At 63.5% G+C, this 19168-nt stretch carries 19 protein-coding genes; 10 read left to right on the top strand and 9 right to left on the bottom strand.

Annotation, left to right across the window (positions count from 1 at the left end; genetic code table 11):
* Nucleotides 1-4 precede the first annotated feature (4 nt).
* Both BUE39_RS01235 and BUE39_RS01230 read left to right on the top strand, forming a co-directional pair.
* Nucleotides 5-931: a CysB family HTH-type transcriptional regulator gene (locus BUE39_RS01235; protein ID WP_073426831.1), complete on the top strand. Its 927-nt coding sequence runs from the start codon at nucleotides 5-7 to the stop codon at nucleotides 929-931.
* A 156-nt stretch (nucleotides 932-1087) separates the two neighbouring features.
* Nucleotides 1088-2131, top strand: a complete 1044-nt coding sequence (locus tag BUE39_RS01230; RefSeq protein ID WP_073426943.1) for an asparaginase — start codon at nucleotides 1088-1090, stop codon at nucleotides 2129-2131.
* A 145-nt stretch (nucleotides 2132-2276) separates the two neighbouring features.
* Here the strand turns inward: BUE39_RS01230 and lysM are convergent, their stop codons facing one another.
* The 4 genes from lysM to gcl all read right to left on the bottom strand — a co-directional run bounded on the left by lysM (nucleotide 2277) and on the right by gcl (nucleotide 6983).
* Entirely contained in the window at nucleotides 2277-2765 is a 489-nt protein-coding gene (gene lysM, locus BUE39_RS01225) for a peptidoglycan-binding protein LysM (RefSeq protein WP_073426830.1), read from the bottom strand.
* A 544-nt stretch (nucleotides 2766-3309) separates the two neighbouring features.
* Nucleotides 3310-4218, bottom strand: coding sequence for a 2-hydroxy-3-oxopropionate reductase (locus BUE39_RS01220; protein WP_073426829.1), 909 nt, complete (start codon nucleotides 4216-4218; stop codon nucleotides 3310-3312).
* A 72-nt stretch (nucleotides 4219-4290) separates the two neighbouring features.
* A complete protein-coding gene (gene hyi, locus BUE39_RS01215; protein ID WP_073426828.1) occupies nucleotides 4291-5100 on the bottom strand; it encodes a hydroxypyruvate isomerase in 810 nt (269 codons plus the stop codon).
* A 107-nt stretch (nucleotides 5101-5207) separates the two neighbouring features.
* Nucleotides 5208-6983 (bottom strand): glyoxylate carboligase, encoded by a 1776-nt coding sequence (gene gcl / locus BUE39_RS01210; RefSeq protein ID WP_073426827.1) that lies wholly within the window; start codon nucleotides 6981-6983, stop codon nucleotides 5208-5210.
* A 184-nt stretch (nucleotides 6984-7167) separates the two neighbouring features.
* Between gcl and BUE39_RS01205 the strand changes: the two genes are divergently transcribed.
* From BUE39_RS01205 to BUE39_RS01170, 8 genes are all read left to right on the top strand, one after another.
* Nucleotides 7168-8082 carry a LysR family transcriptional regulator gene (locus BUE39_RS01205; protein WP_073426826.1) on the top strand — a complete coding sequence of 305 codons (915 nt, stop codon included), beginning with the start codon at nucleotides 7168-7170 and terminating at the stop codon, nucleotides 8080-8082.
* 180 nt (nucleotides 8083-8262) lie between these two features.
* Nucleotides 8263-8637, top strand: a complete 375-nt coding sequence (gene rpsF / locus BUE39_RS01200) for a 30S ribosomal protein S6 (protein ID WP_073426825.1) — start codon at nucleotides 8263-8265, stop codon at nucleotides 8635-8637.
* Nucleotides 8638-8687: 50 nt separating this feature from the next.
* Nucleotides 8688-8987 (top strand): primosomal replication protein N, encoded by a 300-nt coding sequence (gene priB / locus BUE39_RS01195; protein WP_073426824.1) that lies wholly within the window; start codon nucleotides 8688-8690, stop codon nucleotides 8985-8987.
* A gap of 2 nt (nucleotides 8988-8989) precedes the next feature.
* Nucleotides 8990-9265: a 30S ribosomal protein S18 gene (gene rpsR / locus BUE39_RS01190; RefSeq protein WP_073426823.1), complete on the top strand. Its 276-nt coding sequence runs from the start codon at nucleotides 8990-8992 to the stop codon at nucleotides 9263-9265.
* Nucleotides 9266-9292: 27 nt separating this feature from the next.
* Nucleotides 9293-9745, top strand: coding sequence for a 50S ribosomal protein L9 (rplI, locus tag BUE39_RS01185; RefSeq protein ID WP_073426822.1), 453 nt, complete (start codon nucleotides 9293-9295; stop codon nucleotides 9743-9745).
* Nucleotides 9746-9902: 157 nt separating this feature from the next.
* Nucleotides 9903-11288, top strand: coding sequence for a replicative DNA helicase (locus BUE39_RS01180; protein WP_073426821.1), 1386 nt, complete (start codon nucleotides 9903-9905; stop codon nucleotides 11286-11288).
* 130 nt (nucleotides 11289-11418) lie between these two features.
* Nucleotides 11419-12045, top strand: coding sequence for a DUF47 domain-containing protein (locus tag BUE39_RS01175; RefSeq protein ID WP_073426820.1), 627 nt, complete (start codon nucleotides 11419-11421; stop codon nucleotides 12043-12045).
* Nucleotides 12045-13055: an inorganic phosphate transporter gene (locus BUE39_RS01170; RefSeq protein ID WP_073426819.1), complete on the top strand. Its 1011-nt coding sequence runs from the start codon at nucleotides 12045-12047 to the stop codon at nucleotides 13053-13055. The genes BUE39_RS01175 and BUE39_RS01170 overlap by 1 nt, the downstream gene beginning before the upstream one ends.
* A 60-nt stretch (nucleotides 13056-13115) precedes the next feature.
* Here the strand turns inward: BUE39_RS01170 and BUE39_RS01165 are convergent, their stop codons facing one another.
* The 5 genes from BUE39_RS01165 to BUE39_RS01140 all read right to left on the bottom strand — a co-directional run bounded on the left by BUE39_RS01165 (nucleotide 13116) and on the right by BUE39_RS01140 (nucleotide 19164).
* Nucleotides 13116-13922, bottom strand: a complete 807-nt coding sequence (locus BUE39_RS01165) for an SDR family oxidoreductase (protein WP_073426818.1) — start codon at nucleotides 13920-13922, stop codon at nucleotides 13116-13118.
* Between the two features lie 146 nt (nucleotides 13923-14068).
* A complete protein-coding gene (locus BUE39_RS01160) occupies nucleotides 14069-15247 on the bottom strand; it encodes an NlpC/P60 family protein (protein WP_073426817.1) in 1179 nt (392 codons plus the stop codon).
* A 204-nt stretch (nucleotides 15248-15451) separates the two neighbouring features.
* Nucleotides 15452-17317 carry a PhoH family protein gene (locus BUE39_RS01155; protein ID WP_073426816.1) on the bottom strand — a complete coding sequence of 622 codons (1866 nt, stop codon included), beginning with the start codon at nucleotides 17315-17317 and terminating at the stop codon, nucleotides 15452-15454.
* A gap of 338 nt (nucleotides 17318-17655) precedes the next feature.
* The gene (locus BUE39_RS01145) at nucleotides 17656-18117 is read right to left on the bottom strand and encodes a peroxiredoxin (RefSeq protein WP_073426815.1); all 462 of its coding nucleotides are present in this window, start codon (nucleotides 18115-18117) and stop codon (nucleotides 17656-17658) included.
* 150 nt (nucleotides 18118-18267) lie between these two features.
* Nucleotides 18268-19164 carry a polysaccharide deacetylase family protein gene (locus tag BUE39_RS01140; RefSeq protein ID WP_073426814.1) on the bottom strand — a complete coding sequence of 299 codons (897 nt, stop codon included), beginning with the start codon at nucleotides 19162-19164 and terminating at the stop codon, nucleotides 18268-18270.
* Nucleotides 19165-19168 lie beyond the last annotated feature (4 nt).

Genomic DNA, 19168 nt, shown 5'->3' with positions numbered 1-19168 from the left:
ACAGATGAACTTCCAGCAATTGCGCTTCGTGCGCGAGGCCGTGCGCCAGAACATGAATCTGACCGAGGTGGCGAACGTGTTGTACACGTCGCAGTCGGGCGTATCGAAACAGATCAAGGATCTCGAGGACGAACTCGGCGTCGACATTTTCATTCGGCGCGGCAAGCGTCTGACGGGGCTCACGGAGCCGGGCAAGGCTGTGCATCAACTGATCGAGCGGATGTTGCTCGACGCGGAGAATCTGCGCCGCGTCGCGCGCCAGTTCGCCGATCAGGACAGCGGCCACCTGGTGGTGGCGACCACGCACACGCAGGCGCGCTATGCGTTGCCGAAGGTGATCCGTCAATTCACCGAGGTGTTCCCGAAAGTGCACCTGGCGCTGCGCCAGGGCAGCCCGCAGCAGATCGCGCAGATGATCATCAACGGCGAGGCGGATATCGGCATCTCGACCGAGGCGCTCGACCGCTTTCCGGACATCGTCACGTTTCCGTGCTACTCGTGGCATCACGTGGTGGTCGTGCCGAAGGATCATCCGCTCGTGGGCCGTGAAAATCTGACGCTCGACGAAATCGCCGAATTCCCGATCGTCACGTATGACCAGGACTTCACGGGCCGCTCGCACATCGACCAGGCGTTCGCCAAGGCAGGCGCGTTGCCCGACGTCGTGCTGACCGCGATCGACGCGGACGTGATCAAGACCTACGTCGAACTCGGCATGGGCATCGGCGTGGTGGCGGCGATGGCCTACGATCCCAGGCGCGATACCGAACTGGTGGCGCTGGATACGCAGCATCTGTTCGAGGCGAGCACGACGCGGGTCGGTCTGCGCAAGGGCGCGTTCCTGCGCGCGTATGCGTATCGGCTGATCGAGATGTTCGCGCCGCAGTTGAACGAAGCGGAGATCGCCGCGCAATTGCGCGAGGCGGTGTGAGGTTGGCGCCGGATCCTTGAGGTCCGGCGCGAAGTGGCGCTGAATCGTTCGCGGGCGATGCGCGAGCGTTGGCGCCCAGCATCGCTAATCCAAAACGAACGGCCATCCGTTTTTTCACGCATCGCGGCGCGCGGCGCATCGCTTACAATCGCCGCCATGAATACTCCGACTTCCTCTTCCGCGACGCCTTCAAACCAGGGCGTCACACCGACGCTGCCGCGCATCGCCGTGCTCGCCACCGGCGGCACGATCGCCGGGACCGCGGCGGACGCCGCCAACACCTCCGGCTACCAGGCGGGCGTGGTCGGCGTCGATCAATTGCTGGCGGCGGTGCCGGCTTTGTCCACGGTGGCGCGCATCGCGCCCGAGCAGATTGCCAGCATCGACAGCAAGGACATGGCGCTGCCGCTCTGGACCACGCTCGCGCAACGCATCAACGCGCTCCTCGCCGAAGACGACATCGACGGCGTAGTCGTCACGCACGGCACCGACACACTCGAGGAAACCGCCTATCTGCTGCATCTGACCGTCAAGTCGGACAAGCCGGTCGTGCTGAGCGCGGCGATGCGTCCGGCGTCCGCGCTCTCCGCCGATGGTCCGCTGAATCTGCTGAACGCCGTGACGGTCGCGGCGCACGCGGGCTCGCGCGGGCAGGGTGTGCTGGTGGCCTTCAACAACAAGATTCACAGCGCGCGCGACGTGGTGAAGACGAGCACGTATGCCGTCGACGCATTCCACTCGCCGGAGATCGGCGCGCTCGGCTGGGTGCAGGACGGGCGGGTCGAATTCCAGCGCGGCGTGGTGCGTCCGCATACGCTCGCGACCGAGTTCGTGATCGGCGCGAAGTGGCCGCATGTGGAGGTCGTCGCGAGCTATGCCGGCGTCTCACGGATTGCCGTGGATGCGCTCGTTGCCGCCGGCGTGCGCGGCATCGTGGTGGCCGGCACGGGCAACGGCTCGATCCACGCGTCGCTGCAACAGGCGTTGGCCGATGCGGTCTCGCAAGGCGTCGCGGTGGTGCGCTCCTCGCGCGTGGGTTCGGGGCACGTGATGCGCAACGGCGCCGCCGCCGATGACGCGCTTGGTTTCGTCAGCGCGGGCTCGCTGAATCCGTACAAGGCCCGTGTGCTGCTGATGCTGGCATTGGCCGCGGGTGGCACGGGGCCGGTTGCGCTGCAAAAGGTCTTCGATACGTATTGATGCGGTAACGGTCACGGCCACACGCATGATCGCGCAATGAAAACGCGGCGCTCGAGTTGATGACTCGAGCGCCGCGTTTTTCGTTTTTACCGCTGCTTTTACCGCTGTTATTACCGCTTGCTGCAATGCTTACCGCAACCGCGGGTTACTGCGGCGGAATCACCAATACCTGACCCGGATAAATCTTGTCCGGGCTCTTCAGCATCGGCGTGTTGGCCTGGAAGATCACGTCGTTCTTCGCGCCGCTGCCGTAGTACTTCTCCGCGATCTTCCACAGATTGTCGCCGGGCACGACGGTATGAAACTGAGTGGGCGCAGCCGCGGGCGTGGTGACGGTCAGTTGATCGTCCACCTTGTCGACGTTCTGCACGTTGCCGGCCGCGACGAGAATCTTGTCCTTGGTCGGCTGATCGGCCGCCTCGCCGGACACGGTGACGGTGTGGCTCGTGCCGTCGTATGCGACTTGCAGATTGGTGGCGTCCAGACCCTGGGTGCGGATATATGCGGCGATCGCGTCGCCCGCTGTTTTATTCAACGCGGCAAGGTCGGGCGCGGCAGGCGCGGCTTGTGCCGAGGTCGAGGCGGCGCCGAACAGTTTTTCGCCGGCTTCCTTGATGAAACTGAGAATACCCATGGATCACACTCCTAACGTGGCGGCGCAAGAATACTTTGCGCACGGGTTGTGCACTGGTTGCGAATCGGGCGAATGAAGCGAAAGACGCGCGCTGCGAAGAGCGGCACGGGATGCCTGAAACGCAAGCAGGCGGACTCAAGGAGTGTAGGAGAAAAGCGCGAAGCGATGTGTCAAAAAAGGTGCGCCGGGGTGCTTGCAGTTGCAAGCAAATGCAAGCAAGCGTGCAAGCGAATGCCCAAGCGAACGCGCAAGCGGAGGTGCAGCAAGCGGCGTGCATGATGCACCCCGCCGCGAGACATTGGCGGAAAAAGCATGACGATGATCCGACAGCCGGACACCCGACGACGACGTCTGACCGACCAAGGCTTCCCCGGCGCCGCCGGGTGCCGCTGCGGACCCCACTGTGCCGCTCTCAGCCCAGAGCGACACGCTTTGTCCGCTGCGCCGCGCATGTCGCGCGACGCAACGGACGCCCCACCTGCGATTGCCGTGACGACGAAGACCGAGCCGACGAAGCCGCGGTCAAGGCAACCCGCATGACGACTCAAGCAGCCTTCGCCGCGCTATCCGGCGCTTGCGCGACTTCGTAGTTCGCCATGATTTCCAGAGCGCGCACCATCGCCGAGTGATCCCATGCCTTGCCGCCGTTCGCCGCGCACACGCTGAAGAGTTGCTGCGCGCTCGCCGTATGCGGCAAGGCGATGCCGAGCTTGCGCGCGCCGTCGAGCGCGAGGTTCAAGTCCTTCTGATGCAGTTCGATACGAAAGCCGGGATTGAACGTGCGTTTGGTCATGCGCTCGCCATGCACTTCGAGAATGCGCGACGAAGCGAAGCCGCCCATCAACGCCTTGCGCACGCGTTCGGGATCGGCGCCCGAGCGCGATGCGAACAGCAGCGCTTCGGCCACCGCTTCGATGTTCAGCGCGACGATGATCTGATTGGCGACCTTGCAGGTTTGACCCGCGCCGTTCTCGCCGATCAGCGAAATGTTCTTGCCCATCAGTTCGAACAAGGGCTTGGCCTGCGCGAACGCTTGTTCCGGACCGCCGACCATGATCGTCAGCGTTGCTTCGCGCGCGCCGACTTCGCCGCCGGACACCGGCGCGTCGAGGTAATCGACGCCGAGCGCATTGATCTTCTTCGCGAATGCCTGCGTATCGAGCGGGGAGATCGAACTCATGTCGATCACCAGCTTGCCCTTCGTGAGACCGGCGGCGACGCCGTCGTCGGCGAATAGCACGTTGGCGACGTCAGGCGTGTCCGGCACCATGATGATGACGATGTCGGCGGCTTGCGCGACAGCGGTCGAATCGGCGACCACGGTGGTCGTTTTGCCCAGATCTTCCGGCACCGGGTACGCGCCGTTCACGAACAGCGAATGACCGCCCTTGATGAGGTTGCGCGCCATGTGCGCGCCCATGATGCCGAGGCCGATGAAACCGATCTTTGCCATGTGTCTGAATCTCCAGTGTTGTTGGGGCGCCCGAGGGACTTCCTTCCGGGCGCGACGCGCCTGATCGTTCGATCAGACAGCGGCGTGGGCCGCGCCGCGCGCCTGCCCGGCCATGCTGCGCAACCAGCCGAGGCCGGCCGTCGTGGTGGTGCGCGGCTTGTACTCGCAACCGACGTAGCCGTCGTAGCCGAGCGAATCGAGCAGATCGAACAGGAACGGGTAGTTGATTTCGCCGGTGCCCGGTTCGTTGCGCCCCGGGTTGTCGGCGAGCTGGATGTGCGCGATGCGCGCCAGGTTCTTCGTGATCGTCGCCGCGAGTTCGCCTTCCATCCGTTGCATGTGATAGATGTCGTATTGCAGGAACAGATTGTCCGAAGCCACGGCGTGGATCACATCGAGGCCTTCGGCCGAACGGTTCAACGCGAAGCCGGGGATGTCGTAGGAATTGCACGGCTCGACCAGCAGTCTGATGCCGGCCTTCTTCAATTCACCCGCGGCAAAGCGCAGGTTCTCGACGATGGTCGAGCGCGCCTTGTCCGCGTCCACGCCGGCGCTCGGAATGCCGACGAGGCAGTTCAGTTGCGGCACCTTCAAGGCACGTGCGTATTCGATCGCGCGGCCGACGCCTTCCTGGAACTCGCTCACCCGATCCGGCAGACACGCAATGCCGCGTTCGCCGGCTTCCCAGTTGCCCGCGGGCAGGTTGTGCAAGACGAGTTTCAGGCGGTTCTGCTGCAGACGCTCGCTCAGCTCAGCGATCTGATACGGATAGGGGAACAGGAATTCGACGGCGTCGAAGCCCGCGTCCGCGGCGGCCGCGAAGCGGTCGAGGAACGGTACTTCGTTGAAGAGCATGGTTAGATTCGCTGCGAATTTCGGCATGATGCGGGGGTCTCGCTGGTCGGTCAGTGGAATGACTTCGTGAGGCGCTTTCACAGCGTCGGGTCGCTACGCTGCGAAAGCCCTCATGTGATGCAAAGTCGGGAAACTCAGTCGGCGATGCTGATCGCGGTCGGTGCGTCCTCGCGCGTCGCGGCCAGTTCCTCGAACTCGTTGATCGCGTCGATCTCGGTGCCCATCGAAATGTTGGTCACGCGTTCCAGAATCACTTCGACGATCACCGGCACGTTGAACTCGGAGAGCATCGCCTGGGCCCTTTGCAAGGCGGGCTTCAGTTCTTCGGGCTTGAACACGCGGATCGCCTTGCAACCCAGGCCTTCGGCCACCGCGACGTGGTCCACGCCGTAGCCGTTGGTCTCCGGCGAATTGATGTTCTCGAAACCGAGCTGCACGCAGAAATCCATGTCGAATGCGCGCTGCGCCTGGCGGATCAGGCCGAGGTAGGAGTTGTTCACCACCACGTGTACATAGGGCAGATTGAATTGCGCGCCGGCGGCCAGTTCCTCGATCATGAACTGGAAGTCGTAGTCGCCCGAGAGCGCGACGATCGGACGTTGCGGGTCCGCCGCGCGCACGCCGAGCGCGGCCGGAATCGTCCAGCCGAGCGGGCCGGCCTGGCCGCAGTTGATCCAGTTGCGCGCCTTGTAGACGTGCAGGAATTGCGCGCCCGCAATCTGCGACAAACCGATCGTGCTCACGTAGCAGGTGTCGCGGCCGAACACCTGGTTCATCTCTTCGTACACGCGCTGTGGTTTCATCGGCACGTTGTCGAAGTGGGTCTTGCGATGCATCGTGCGCTTGCGTTGCTGGCAATCGGCAACCCATGCGCCGCGGTCCTTCAGTTTGCCGGCCGCCTTCCATTCCTTCGCGACTTCGACGAACAGTTCGAGCGCGGCCTTCGCGTCCGACACGATGCCGAGGTCCGGGCCGAATACGCGGCCGATCTGCGTCGGCTCGATATCCACGTGCACGAACTTGCGGCCTTTCGTATAGACCTCGATGCTGCCGGTGTGACGATTCGCCCAGCGGTTGCCGATGCCGAGCACGAAGTCGGAGGCGAGCATGGTCGCGTTGCCGTAGCGGTGCGAGGTTTGCAGGCCGACCATGCCGGCCATCAGCGGATGATCGTCGGGTATCGCGCCCCACGACATCAGCGTGGGGATCACCGGCACGCCGATGGTTTCGGCGAACTCGACCAGCAGATCCTCGGCGGCCGCGTTCAGCACGCCGCCGCCCGAGACGATCAGCGGCTTGTCCGAATCGTTCAGCAAGGTGAGGGCGGCTTCGATCTGCTTGCGCGTCGCCTTGGGCTTGTAGACGGGCAGCGGCTCGTAGGTGTCGATGTCGAATTCGATTTCGGCGAGCTGCACGTCGATCGGCAGATCGACCAGCACCGGGCCGGGACGGCCCGAGCGCATCAGGTGAAACGCCTGCTGGAACACGCGGGGCACCAGCGCGGGCTCGCGCACGGTGACGGCCCATTTGGTGACGGGCTTGGCGATTGATTCGATGTCGACGGCCTGAAAATCTTCCTTGTACAGACGCGCGCGCGGCGCCTGGCCGGTGATGGCCAGGATAGGAATGGAGTCGGCCTGAGCGGAGTACAAACCGGTGATCATGTCGGTGCCGGCGGGGCCCGACGTGCCGATGCACACGCCGATGTTGCCGGGCTGGGCGCGCGTATAGCCCTCGGCCATGTGCGACGCGCCTTCGACGTGACGCGCCAGCACGTGGCTGATATTGCCTGCCTTGCGCATGGCCGAGTAGAACGGGTTGATCGCAGCGCCCGGAACGCCGAATGCGGTGTCGATGCCTTCTTTTTCGAGCACCAGCACGGCTGCGTCGACGGCTCTCATCTTGGCCATGAATGTCTCCTGAATGTCTGTGGTCTGTGGCGGGCGCAATCCGCGGATGAAGCTGCAACGAATTTGCGAATCAAGCGTTGTCGAATGCACTTTAGGCCTGACCTAAAGGTTTGATAAGATCAGTTCGGGTCGCTTATTTCGAAACAAAAAGTATGGAATGGCACGAGGCCGGCAGGAGACAGACATGGACCGCTTCAAGCAGATCGAAACCTTCGTGCGCGTGGCAGATGCGGGCAGCCTGGCCGCCGCCGCGCTGGAAGAGGGCGTGTCGCCGGTGATTCTCGGCCGCCGGATCGATGCGCTGGAAAAGCGCCTCGGCGTGAAGCTGATGTACCGCTCGACGCGCCGTCTGGTGGTCAGCGAGGAAGGCGCCGCGTTTCTGGAGCGCTGCCGCGGCCTTCTCACCGAATGGGACCAGGCGGAAAACGAGCTGAGCGCCGGACGGCGCGCGGTGAACGGCCATCTGATCGTGTCGGCGCCGGCCGCGTTCGGGCGCAAGCACGTCGCGCCGCTCGCCCCGGCCTTTATCGTCGACAAGCCGGAATTGCAGGTGTCGTTCAATCTGACCGACCGTGTCGTGGATCTGGTGCGCGAGGGCTACGACCTGTCGATCCGGATCGGCGGGGCGGTGGATCCGAACTTCGTCGCGGTGAAGCTGGCGTCGAACCGGCGCGTGGTGTGCGGCACGCCGGAATATTTCCGCCAGCACGGCAAGCCGAAAACGCTCGAGGATCTGCCGCGCCACAATTGCCTCGCCTTCAATCTGCAAGGGGGACAAAACCGCGGCTGGTACTTTCGCCGCAACGGCAAGCTGGTGACCGTGCGGGTAGGCGGCTCGCTCGACTGCAACGACGGCGAGCTGCTGCATCGCTGGGTCTCGGAAGGGCTCGGGCTCGGCTGGCGCTCGACGTGGGAGATCCAGCAGCAACTCGCGCGCGGCGAACTGGAAACCGTGCTGGACGAATTCGCGCTGCCCGATTACGACATCCTCGCGGTGTATCCGCAGCAGCGTTACGTGCCGGCGAGGGTGCGCTATTTCATCGATTATCTGAAAGAGGTGTACGCGAGCGAGGATTACTGGAACCGTCCGGCCTATTGACGGATGGCTCCAGCCTCGGGTTTGCGGCGCTAAACCGTTGAAAACACACCTGATTCGCGCGCCGCAATAACGGGATATCTTGCAGCCCGGCCCCATTCGGGTTACACTCTTCGGCTTCTCACTTGCCACACCGGTTCCGACGCCCGGGTGGCTTTAATCCACAAGTCCACAGGAGTGTGTATGCGTCATTATGAAATCGTCTTTATCGTGCACCCCGATCAGAGCGAGCAAGTGCCCGCCATGATCGAGCGCTACAAGACCACGATCACCTCGCACGGTGGCCAGATCCACCGTATCGAAGACTGGGGCCGTCGCCAACTGGCCTACATGATCGAGAAACTCGCGAAGGCTCACTACGTCTGCATGAACATCGAATGCGACCAAACCACGCTCGACGAGCTGGAGCACGCATTCAAGTTCAACGACGCCGTTCTGCGTCACCTGATCGTCAAGATGAAGAAGGCCGAAACCGGCCCGTCGCCGATGATGAAGGAAGTGCAGCGCGAAGAAGCCAAGAAGTCGGCTGCCACGCAACCGTCCGAAGCGCAGGCTTAAGACACACTATTTAAGCTACCAGAACAAGCGTCGCTCTCGTCAAAGGGCTCATGAACCGGCTGCAACTCACGGCCAGCGTCGTCGAACGCGAACCGGTGCGGTACACCCCCGCCGGCGTTCCGATTGCAGGCTGCACGTTGCACCACCGCGCGGAAGTCGTCGAAGCCGGCATCACCCGGCAAGTCGAACTGACCATGCAGGCGGTAGCCGCGGGTGAGGCGAGCGGTAAGCTGGAAAGCTGCCAGATGGGCGTGGAAACGCTCTTCACAGGCTTTCTGGCGAAAAAGCACCGCAACGCAAGAACTCTGGTATTTCACATCACAGCATTGCAGGACATTGGAAAGGACTGAACATGGCCCGCCCGACTGGTAAGAAATTCGACAAACGTCGTCAGCAACAAAATCCGCTCTTCAAGCGCAAGAAGTTCTGCCGTTTCACGGCAGCCGGTGTCGATCACATCGACTACAAGGACCTCGAAACGCTGAAGGACTTCATCGGCGAAAACGGCAAGATCACGCCGGCGCGTCTCACGGGTACGAAGTCGCACTATCAACGCCAGCTGGACACGGCAATCAAGCGCGCACGTTTTCTCGCGCTGGTGCCGTACACCGACCAGCACAAGGCCTAACCCGACGACGCGATAAGGAGCATCCGCATGCAAATCATTCTTCTGGAAAAAGTCGTCAATCTGGGCAACCTGGGCGATATCGTGAAGGTCAAGGACGGTTACGCACGTAACTTCCTGATCCCGAACAAGCAAGCTCGCCGTGCAACGAAGGAAGCTTTGGCCGAATTCGAAGTGCGCCGCGCCGAACTCGAAAAGACCGCCGCTGAAAAGCTGGCTGCCGCTCAGGCTCAAGGCGAAAAGCTGGCAGGCTCGACGATCCAGATCGGCCAGAAAGCCGGCGTGGACGGCCGTCTGTTCGGCTCGGTGACGAACGCGGACATCGCCGAGGCGCTCGGCAAGCAAGGCTTCGCGGTGGAAAAGGCGCAAGTGCGTCTGCCGGAAGGCCCGCTGAAGATGGTCGGCGACCATCCGGTCCAGATCTCGCTGCACACCGACGTTGTCGTCGATGTGACGGTGTCGGTTCTGGGCGAGCACGTCTAAGCATCGTCTGACATCTGCCAGGACGTTGTGCTGGCAAATGGGATAGGAGGCAGGGGCCGGGTGACCGGCCCCTGCCTTTTTTATGCCCGTTTTCGATGTCTCGAAGTATCGGTTTTTAGATTTCCCTCGGCACGCATTTACCCGATAATTCCTCTCCATGAACGCACCGTCCAAAGATCCCCAACTCGAGTCGCTGAAAGTCCCGCCGCATTCGATCGAGGCCGAGCAATCGGTGCTGGGCGGCCTGCTGCTCGACAACGCGGCTTGGGACCGCATCGCCGATTTCTTGTCGCAGAGTGATTTTTACCGCTACGACCACCGCCTCATTTTCGAGCACATCGGCAAGCTGATCGCAGCGACGCGGCCGGCCGACGTGATTACCGTCTATGAAGCGCTCGGCACCGCGGGTAAAGCCGAGGAGGTCGGCGGTCTCGCGTACCTGAACGCGTTGGCGCAGAACACGCCGAGCGCGGCCAATATTCGCCGTTACGCGGAAATCGTGCGCGATCGCGCCGTGCTGCGCCGGCTCGTATCGGTGGCCGACGAAATCTCGGCCGACGCATTCAACCCCCAGGGTAAGGAAGTCCGGCAATTGCTGGACGAGGCCGAATCGAAGGTGTTTTCGATCGCCGAGGACGGCGCGCGCGGCACGCAGGGTTTCCTCGAAATCGGGCCGCTGCTGACGCAGGTGGTCGAGCGGATCGACACGCTCTATCACACCGCCAATCCGAGCGACGTGACCGGCACGCCAACCGGCTTCGTCGACCTGGACCGCATGACCTCGGGCATGCACGGCGGTGAGCTGATCATCGTCGCGGGTCGTCCGTCGATGGGTAAAACGGCGTTTTCGATGAATATCGGCGAATACGTGGCGGTCGAATACGGCTTGCCGGTCGCGGTGTTCTCGATGGAAATGCCGGGCTCGCAACTCACCATGCGGATGCTGGGTTCGGTCGGCCGGCTGGATCAGCACCGCATGCGAACCGGGCGCCTGACCGACGAGGATTGGCCGAAGCTCACGCACGCCGTGCAGAAAATGAGCGAGGCGCAGATTTTCATCGACGAAACCGGCGGCCTGAACCCGATGGAACTGCGTTCGCGCGCGCGCCGGCTGTCGCGCCAATGCGGCAAACTCGGCCTGATCATCATCGACTATTTGCAACTGATGAGCGGCTCTTCGACCGGCGAAAACCGCGCGACCGAGATTTCCGAAATCTCGCGTTCGCTCAAGAGTCTCGCCAAGGAACTCGACGTGCCCGTGATCGCACTGTCGCAGCTCAACCGCGGTCTCGAGCAGCGCCCGAACAAGCGGCCGATCATGTCGGACCTGCGCGAATCCGGCGCTATCGAGCAGGACGCGGACGTGATCCTGTTCATTTACCGGGACGAGGTTTACAACCCCGACAGTCCCGACAAAGGCACGGCCGAGATCATCATCGGCAAGCAGCGGAACGGTCCGATCGGTCCGGTGCGCCTCACGTTCCACGGCCAATATACGAAGTTCGATAACTTTGCGGGTGCGCAAAATTTCTACGGCGAGTGACGCCCAGGAAGTAAAGCGACAACTCACGCGCCTGTTGTAACGGCGCTTTCACAAGTGCGGCATCCACCCCGGAACGGTACAATATGGCGGTTTTATGTCAGCCATTACGTGACCAATTTCCGGGATCCCAATGTTCGGTCGATTCATGCCCACCGAGGGCAAGTTCTTTGAAATTTTCAATGCGCACGCAAAGTGCATCGTCTCGGCGAGCCACGAACTCGAGCTGCTGATCGACAATCTGCAAGACGCCGAAACCCATAAGCAAAACGTGCAGAAAGCCGAGAAGGCTGCCGACAAGCTCACGCACGAAACCATCGACCTGCTGCACAAGACCTTCATCACGCCGCTCGACCGCGACGAGATCCACAAGCTGATCACCACGATGGACGACATCCTCGATCTGATGGAGGACGTCGCCACCGCCATTTCGCTGTACGACGTGCAGGCGGTGACCTCGGAAGCGAGCCAGCTGGCGCACATTTGCACGGCGACCTCCGAGCGCGTGCAGTTCGCCGTCAGCCTGCTGTCGGACATGAAGCAGGCGAGCCAGATCCTGAAGGCGTGCGAGGAAATCGACCGTCTGGAATCGGAAGCCGACCGCGTGCTGCGCTCGGCCATGTCGAAACTCTTCCGCGAAGAAGACAACGTCAAGACCCTGATCAAGCTGAAAGCGATTTACGAATTGCTCGAAACGATCACGGACAAGTGTGAGGACGTAGCGAACATCATCGAAGGCATCGTGCTGGAAAACGCATAATGCAATCGATACAACTCGCTATCTGGGTCGTCGCCGGCCTGGTCGCCGTCGCACTGATTTTCGACTTCATGAACGGCTTTCACGACGCGGCGAATTCGATCGCCACGGTCGTCTCCACCGGCGTGCTGAAGCCGCAGCAGGCGGTGGCCTTCGCGGCGGCATTCAACGTCGTCGCGTATTTCGTGTTCCATCTCAAAGTGGCGGCGACCGTCGGCAAGGGCACGATCGATCCGAATATCGTCGACCATTACGTGATTTTCGGCGCGCTGGTCGGCGCGATCGGCTGGAACGTCATCACCTGGCATTACGGCATTCCGTCGAGTTCCTCGCATGCGCTGATCGGCGGGCTGGTGGGCGCGGCGCTCGCCAAGTCGGGCTGGGACTCGCTCAATTTCGACGGCCTGATGAAGACGGTGACTTTCATCTTTATCTCGCCGCTGCTCGGTTTCGTGCTGGGATCGTTCTTCATGCTGGCGGTGTCGTGGCTGTATTTCCGCACGCCGCCGAGCAAGGTCGACCGGCGTTTCAGGCGTCTGCAACTGCTGTCCGCGGGCTTATACAGCCTCGGCCACGGCGGCAACGACGCGCAGAAAACCATCGGCATCATCTGGATGCTGCTGATTGCAACCGGCTATGCGTCGTCGATCGCGGAAGCGCCGCCGCTATGGGTGATCGGCGGCTGTTATCTGTCGATGGGCCTCGGCACGCTGTTCGGCGGCTGGCGGATCGTCCGCACAATGGGCCAGAAGATCACCAAGCTCAAGCCGGTCGGCGGGTTTTGCGCGGAGGCGGGTGGGGCGATCACGCTGTTTACCGCCTCGGCACTCGGCATTCCGGTGTCCACCACGCATACGATCACCGGCGCGATCGTCGGTGTCGGCGCCACGCAGAAGCTGAGCGCGGTGCGTTGGGGCGTGGCCGGCAACATCGTCTGGGCGTGGATCTTGACGATTCCGGCTTCCGCTGCCCTTGCCGCAGCCGGCTGGTGGCTCGGCCACCACTTTCTGTAAGCGCGGGGCGGTCTCGCCGCCTTCCGCGCAATTCACATACAGCGCTTTGAAGCGCGCCGTTCAGATCAGCGGCGCGCTGGCTCCGTCCATCGGGACGATCGCGCCTGTCACATAGCTCGCGCGGCGGCTCGCCAGAAACAGCGCGACGTCGGCGATTTCTTCCGGCTTCGCAAAGCGTCCGAGCGGCACTTTCGCCTGGCCGCGCGCGAGCGCCTCCGTGTTCTCGATGCCCTGCTGCGTCGCCTCCAGGTTGACCGCTTCCTCGACGCGTTCGGTCAGCGTGGAGCCGGGGTTGATCGCGTTGATGCGGATGCCGTAGCGCGCGTAATAGTGAGCGAGGCCGACAGTCGCGAGCATCAGCGCGGCATTCGCGGCGCCGCCGGCGATATGGATATCGCTGGGAACCTTGCCGCCCATGCCGATGATGTTGACGATCGTGCCGGGCGCCGCGCCGCTGCCGGTTTTCACGCGCTCGGCCATGCGGCGCAACACTTCCTGCTGCGGATAGATGTAGGGGAAATACTTCGCTTCCATGGTGGCGCGGAACGCGTCGGCGTCGAGCGTTTCCGGGTCATAGCGGCGGGCGGCGCCCGCGCTGTTGATCAGTACGTCGATCGGGCCAACCGCGGCGCTGACTTCCTCGACGATATCGGCGGCGCTGTGCGGCTCGTGCAGATCGGCGCGGGTGCGGTGCACGTGCAGACCCTCCTGTTTCAACTGCTCGTAAGCGCGCGCCAGATTGGCGGGGTCGCGCGAGACGATCGCGACTCTGGCGCCCTCCAGCGCGAATGCACGGGCGCAGGCAAGCCCGATTCCCTTGCTGCCGCCCGTGATCAACACCACCTTGTCTTTGAGCCCGAGGTCCATTGTTACCACCCGCTGTCGGAAGAAATATCGGTGACGATAGCAGATCGGCGCGCGGGGCGTGATGCGTTGGCTCGTGGTGCGGCGCGCTGTGCATGGTGCTCGGCTCTCCTCCGATTGCGGGACGCACAGCCGAACTGAGCAGCCCCTTAGAAGTTGCCGTTAGCGAAACGGGCGATGGGGTCGTCGTTGGTTTGCGAAGGAGCGGGGGTGCCGCGCGAGGCCGTCGAGGCGCGCATGATCTGTACGTCGCCGCCATCGGCACCCGCTTGCTGGGCCTGGCGGGCGGCCACCGAAGCGGGCGGCGGCGGTTCGAACGCATCGGCGGCGGCGTCGATCGGGTCAGGCGTCCGGCTGCCCGATGTCTGCTGGCCAGTGCTTGCGGTGGTCGCCGATTGAGTCGCGGAGCCCCCGGCGGCGTCGTAGACACCGGCTTGAGCCGCGGGAACAGCCGCCGGGGATACCGCGCCTGCCGCTCGCGCCTGGATCTGCGCGGCGCTCATGCCGGGCGGCGGCGGTTCGAACGCGTCAGCTTGCGGCGCTGGCGCTGCTGTCACGACTGCGGCGGCCGATTGAGCGCCCGCGCTCGATGGAGCACGAGACGCCGTCGCGATGCGGCTCGCCTGTTGCGGCGCGGTGGCGCCGGCCGCGTAAGCCGGTGAAGTCTGCGTTGCCTTCGCCGGCGCGGCCGCCGGGCCCGTCGACGCCATCGACTCGCCCGGCACGACGCGCTCGGGCTGCGGCGCCGAGGCTTGATAGTTCGGCGTATCGAACGGGGTCGGTTTCGCGGCCGGCGCGGCCACGCGACGAATACCGTCGAAGCGCTTGGCCCAATACGGATTGGTCAGGTAATCGAGCCGCACGGTGCCGCCCGTCGACGGCGCATTGACGAAGCGCAGCTTGCCGACGTAGATGCCGACGTGCGAGTGCGCGCGCCCCGTCGTATTGAAGAAAATCAGGTCCCCCGGCGCGATTCCGTCCGGCTCGATCGATTCGCCGCGCCCGCTCATGTCGGCGGTGGTCCGCGGCAGATTCACCGATGCGGCGCGCGCGACCACGTAGCGAACCAGGCCGCTGCAATCGAAGCCGCTATCCGGCGTATTGCCGCCCCAACGGTAGGGGATGCCGACGAGACTCATCGCCTGGATCGAGATTTCCTCGCGGCCCACGCTGTGATCGACGAAATTCGGAAAGCCCGGGGGCGGCGCGCGGTAAGCGCCATTCGCGACCGCCACCGACGAACCCGACCCGCGCGACGTCTTCTGCGGCGCGCCGGCACAGGCGGCGAGCAGCACAACGGTCAGCAGCGAAAAGGCGAGTCGGCGCATGAGGACGACCGAGCGGTAAACGCTCGTTTAATGGCAAACGATGTCGGGATGGTAGCCCGCACTGCATGGCTGCGGCAAGAATTCCTGATAAATTACTTGAAGTTCGTGCGCTAAGTGTGGCCAGAACCGAACGCGCGGCGCATGAAAAAGCCGCGTCCGGAATGCTCCGGACGCGGCTTGGATGTAACGCCAATGCGCTGAAACTTAAAGAATTTCCGACGCGTAGTCGGCGAGACGGGAGCGTTCGCCGCGCGCCAGCGTCACGTGGCCGCTGTGCGCCCAACCCTTGAAGCGGTCCACCACGTAGGTCAACCCCGAACTGCCTTCCGTCAGGTAAGGCGTGTCGATCTGCGCGATATTGCCGAGACAGATGATCTTGGTGCCCGGACCCGCGCGCGTGACCAGCGTCTTCATCTGCTTCGGCGTCAGGTTCTGCGCCTCGTCGATGATCAGATACTTGTCCACGAACGTGCGGCCGCGCATGAAATTCATGCTCTTGACCTTCAGGCGCGAGCGGATCAGTTCCTGAGTCGCGGCGCGGCCCCATTCGCCGGCGGCATCGTCGGTTTTCTGCAGGACTTCGAGGTTGTCGTCGAATGCGCCCATCCACGGCTGCATCTTTTCCTCTTCCGTACCCGGCAGAAAGCCGATGTCTTCACCGACCGGCACCGTCGCGCGCGTCACGATGATCTCGTTGTAGCGCTTGTCGTCGAGCACCTGCGCGAGACCGGCCGCGAGCGCGACCAGCGTCTTGCCGGTGCCTGCCTGACCCAGCAGTGTGACGAAGTCGATTTCCGGATTCATCAACAGGTTGAGTGCGAAGTTCTGCTCGCGGTTGCGCGCGGTGATGCCCCACACGTTGTTCTTATGATGACCGTAATCGCGCAGGGTCTGCAGCAGCGCCGTCTTGCCGTTCAGTTCGCGCACCAGCGCATGAAACGTCGGCTCGCCGTTCTGCGGTTCCAGATAAACGAACTCGTTGACCAGCATCGAGGCGCACAGCGGCCCCGTCACACGGTAATAGGTGGTGCCGGTTTTCGTGTCCTGCCAGCTCTCCATGCCCTTCGCGTGCCTGGTCCAGAAATCCTGCGGCAGCGCACGGATGCCGGAGTACAGCAGGTCGCTGTCCTCGAGCACCTGGTCGTTGAAGTAATCCTCGGCGGGCAGGCCGAGCGCATGCGCCTTGATGCGCATGTTGATGTCTTTCGACACCAGCACGACCTGACGGTCCATCCGGTCGCGCTGCAATGCGCGCACGACGCCGAGAATCTGATTGTCGGCCTTGCCTTCCGGCAGGCCTTCGACCGGCTCGATGGCGGTGAGCTTGGTCTGGAAATACAGACGCCCGGACGCCTCGCGGCTGCCCAGACGCGCCAGCGAAATGCCGTCGGACATATTGCCGGCGTTCGCCACCAGCGCGTCCAGCGTGCGGCTCACCTGGCGAGCGTTGCGCGCGACTTCCGACATGCCTTTCTTGTGGTTGTCGAGCTCTTCCAACGTCATCATCGGCAGATAGACGTCGTGTTCCTCGAAACGGAACAGGCAGCTTGGATCGTGCATCAGCACGTTCGTGTCGAGCACGAAGAGCTTCTGCATTTCGAGCGTGCCGGTGGCGGCGCCGCGCTTCTTGCCGGTGCCGCGCGTGCCTGGCGCCGTGACGGCGGGCGCGCTCGCGGCAGGCTGTTTCGCGCTCGGCGCGCGCGCGACGACCGGCTGTGCTTCGGCCGCGGGCGCAGCCGGCTCCGCCTGCGGACGAGCGGCGGGAACCGGTTGCAGCAACGCGGCTTTCTGCCGCGATTTCCGGCCGGGCGCCGGCGCGGCTTGCGCGGCTGCGGCGGACGAAGCAGGGGAAGCCGACGACGCCGGCACGGGCCGCAAGGTGGTCGCGGCATTGGCGGCATGCGCCATCGGCGTGGCGACATTGGCGCGGCCGTAATCGGCCGGCTCCGCGTTGTCCCCGTCGCCAGCCTGTTTCTTCGCGGCGGAGCGCGCCGGCGTGGCGGCCTTGGCCTTGTATTCGTCAGGCGGCAGGAGATTGCCGAGCTTGCTGGGGGGGGTAGGCAAAGGCATGGTTTCCCTCGAAAAAGTCGGGTCACATATCGTGCGCCGCCTGTCGCATTCTGCCGGTGCGCGTGAGTGCGCACGCAGTTTGCGCCCGGAGGCGCGCATTCGGTCTAGAGATGCCGGTTCGCCTGGTCTTCGATCGGCTCCTTAACGGAAACGCGCGGCCGAGTGAACGAACGGCTGCGCGCAATTAAAAAAGCCGCCGCCCCGGCGTACGGGGCAAGCGGCTCGCCTACGGTCATCGCGTTGCGCCTCACGACTTCGACAAGACCACTGTCAAGTCCGGCACAGCCGCGGAAGGAATGGGGTGGACAGGCACTCATTGCGGCCCAATATAACGCGCCTCACAGCGCTTGTACAGCTTCCAGAATGTCGTCGACATGCCCTGGCACCTTCACGCCGCGCCACTCCTGGCGGAGCACGCCTTCAGCGTCGATCAGGAACGTCGAGCGCTCGATTCCCCGTACTTCCTTGCCATACATTTTCTTCATTTTGATGACGTTGAAGAGCGCGCACAGCGTTTCTTCAGGGTCCGAGATCAGCGGGAAGGGCAGTTCGAGCTTGGCCTTGAAGTTGTCATGCGAGCGCAGGCTGTCGCGCGACACGCCGAGAATTTCGGCGCCGGCCTTCTTGAACTTCGGATACAGATCGCGGAATTGCAGACCTTCGGTCGTGCAGCCCGGCGTGTTGTCCTTCGGATAAAAATACAGCACCACCTTCTTGCCCCGCAGCTTGGACAGCGTGATCTCGCCGCCGGTAGCGGGGGCGGTGAAGTCGGGGATGGGTTGGTCGACTGCGATGGGCACGAGGTTCTCCGGTTGTTATGGCCGGCGCCGAATGGATGAGTGCTGGCGGCGTCGGCCTGGCATCGATGCTTGTGGGGGAAAGTGAACCGCGGCGCGGGCAGGTTTTCGCGCGGCGCTCAGGATCGTCGGAGCCGGCTGTCGGACGGCCAGTCAGGAAGGCTGGACGATCAACTCGCCGGAGCGGCCTGGAATTTCGCCCCACGTGACAGGGTACGTGGGCAGCGTGCCGCGGTCCAGCGTGGCGTGGTAATCACCCATGGTCGCAAAGGTATGGCCTTGCGCGCGCCAGCCGTCCAGCAACTGTTCGAAGATCGGGGCGAGCTTTTGCCCTTCGAGTTCCGCGTGCAGCGTGAACACCTGATCGTGCGGATTGTTCTCGGTGTGCTTCAACATCCATGCGGCGACGTTGTGCTCGTCGACGCCGTCCACGCCGAGCACTTCGTCGAGCGTGGGCAGCGTGGTGGGCATCTGCACGTGCGCAAGCGTCTTGCCGCCCACCACCGGCAGATACGGCGAATGGCCGCGACCGTCGGACGCGTAGCGCATGCCCCAGGCGTCGATCTGTTCGAACGCGTGGCCGTTCATCTGCCAGCCGGCCGCGCCGTGCGTGACGGGCGGCGTGCCGAACACCTCGATGAAACGGTCGTGGCTTTTCTGCATTTGCGCCGCGGTCCACGCGCGGTCTTTCGAACGCACGTTGTCCTGCCAGTACACGTGATCCCACGTATGAATGCCGCATTCGAAGCCGGCTTCATGAATCGCGCGCATTTCCGCCGACGCCCGCGCGCCGATGTCGGGACCGGGCAGCAGCACCCCGTACATCAGTTGCCGGATGCCGTAGTGCTCGACCACCGAGGTGCGCGACACCTTCTTCAGAAAGCCCGGCCGCAACACGCGGCGCATCGCCCAACCGGTGTGATCGGGCCCGAGGCTGAAGAGGAACGTGGCGCGCGCCTTGAAGCGGTCGAAGATGCGCGCGAGATTCGGCACGCCTTCGCGAGTGCCGCGCAGCGTGTCGACGTCGATCTTCAGGACGATACGAGCCAAGGAT

Origin of the sequence: Paraburkholderia terricola (genome assembly GCF_900142195.1) — a bacterium.
GTDB classification, from domain to species: domain Bacteria; phylum Pseudomonadota; class Gammaproteobacteria; order Burkholderiales; family Burkholderiaceae; genus Paraburkholderia; species Paraburkholderia terricola.
Note: the sequence above shows the minus strand (reverse complement) of the source record. Positions and strands in the feature narration are given on the sequence as shown.

Excerpts from the sequence above, each read along its gene's own strand:
- BUE39_RS01235 (WP_073426831.1), top strand. The coding sequence starts at position 5 with ATGAACTTCCAGCAATTGCGCTTCGTGCGCGAGGCCGTGCGCCAGAAC.
- BUE39_RS01230 (WP_073426943.1), top strand. The coding sequence starts at position 1,088 with ATGAATACTCCGACTTCCTCTTCCGCGACGCCTTCAAACCAGGGCGTC.
- lysM (WP_073426830.1), bottom strand. The coding sequence starts at position 2,765 with ATGGGTATTCTCAGTTTCATCAAGGAAGCCGGCGAAAAACTGTTCGGC.
- BUE39_RS01220 (WP_073426829.1), bottom strand. The coding sequence starts at position 4,218 with ATGGCAAAGATCGGTTTCATCGGCCTCGGCATCATGGGCGCGCACATG.
- hyi (WP_073426828.1), bottom strand. The coding sequence starts at position 5,100 with ATGCCGAAATTCGCAGCGAATCTAACCATGCTCTTCAACGAAGTACCG.
- gcl (WP_073426827.1), bottom strand. The coding sequence starts at position 6,983 with ATGGCCAAGATGAGAGCCGTCGACGCAGCCGTGCTGGTGCTCGAAAAA.
- BUE39_RS01205 (WP_073426826.1), top strand. The coding sequence starts at position 7,168 with ATGGACCGCTTCAAGCAGATCGAAACCTTCGTGCGCGTGGCAGATGCG.
- rpsF (WP_073426825.1), top strand. The coding sequence starts at position 8,263 with ATGCGTCATTATGAAATCGTCTTTATCGTGCACCCCGATCAGAGCGAG.
- priB (WP_073426824.1), top strand. The coding sequence starts at position 8,688 with ATGAACCGGCTGCAACTCACGGCCAGCGTCGTCGAACGCGAACCGGTG.
- rpsR (WP_073426823.1), top strand. The coding sequence starts at position 8,990 with ATGGCCCGCCCGACTGGTAAGAAATTCGACAAACGTCGTCAGCAACAA.
- rplI (WP_073426822.1), top strand. The coding sequence starts at position 9,293 with ATGCAAATCATTCTTCTGGAAAAAGTCGTCAATCTGGGCAACCTGGGC.
- BUE39_RS01180 (WP_073426821.1), top strand. The coding sequence starts at position 9,903 with ATGAACGCACCGTCCAAAGATCCCCAACTCGAGTCGCTGAAAGTCCCG.
- BUE39_RS01175 (WP_073426820.1), top strand. The coding sequence starts at position 11,419 with ATGTTCGGTCGATTCATGCCCACCGAGGGCAAGTTCTTTGAAATTTTC.
- BUE39_RS01170 (WP_073426819.1), top strand. The coding sequence starts at position 12,045 with ATGCAATCGATACAACTCGCTATCTGGGTCGTCGCCGGCCTGGTCGCC.
- BUE39_RS01165 (WP_073426818.1), bottom strand. The coding sequence starts at position 13,922 with ATGGACCTCGGGCTCAAAGACAAGGTGGTGTTGATCACGGGCGGCAGC.
- BUE39_RS01160 (WP_073426817.1), bottom strand. The coding sequence starts at position 15,247 with ATGCGCCGACTCGCCTTTTCGCTGCTGACCGTTGTGCTGCTCGCCGCC.
- BUE39_RS01155 (WP_073426816.1), bottom strand. The coding sequence starts at position 17,317 with ATGCCTTTGCCTACCCCCCCCAGCAAGCTCGGCAATCTCCTGCCGCCT.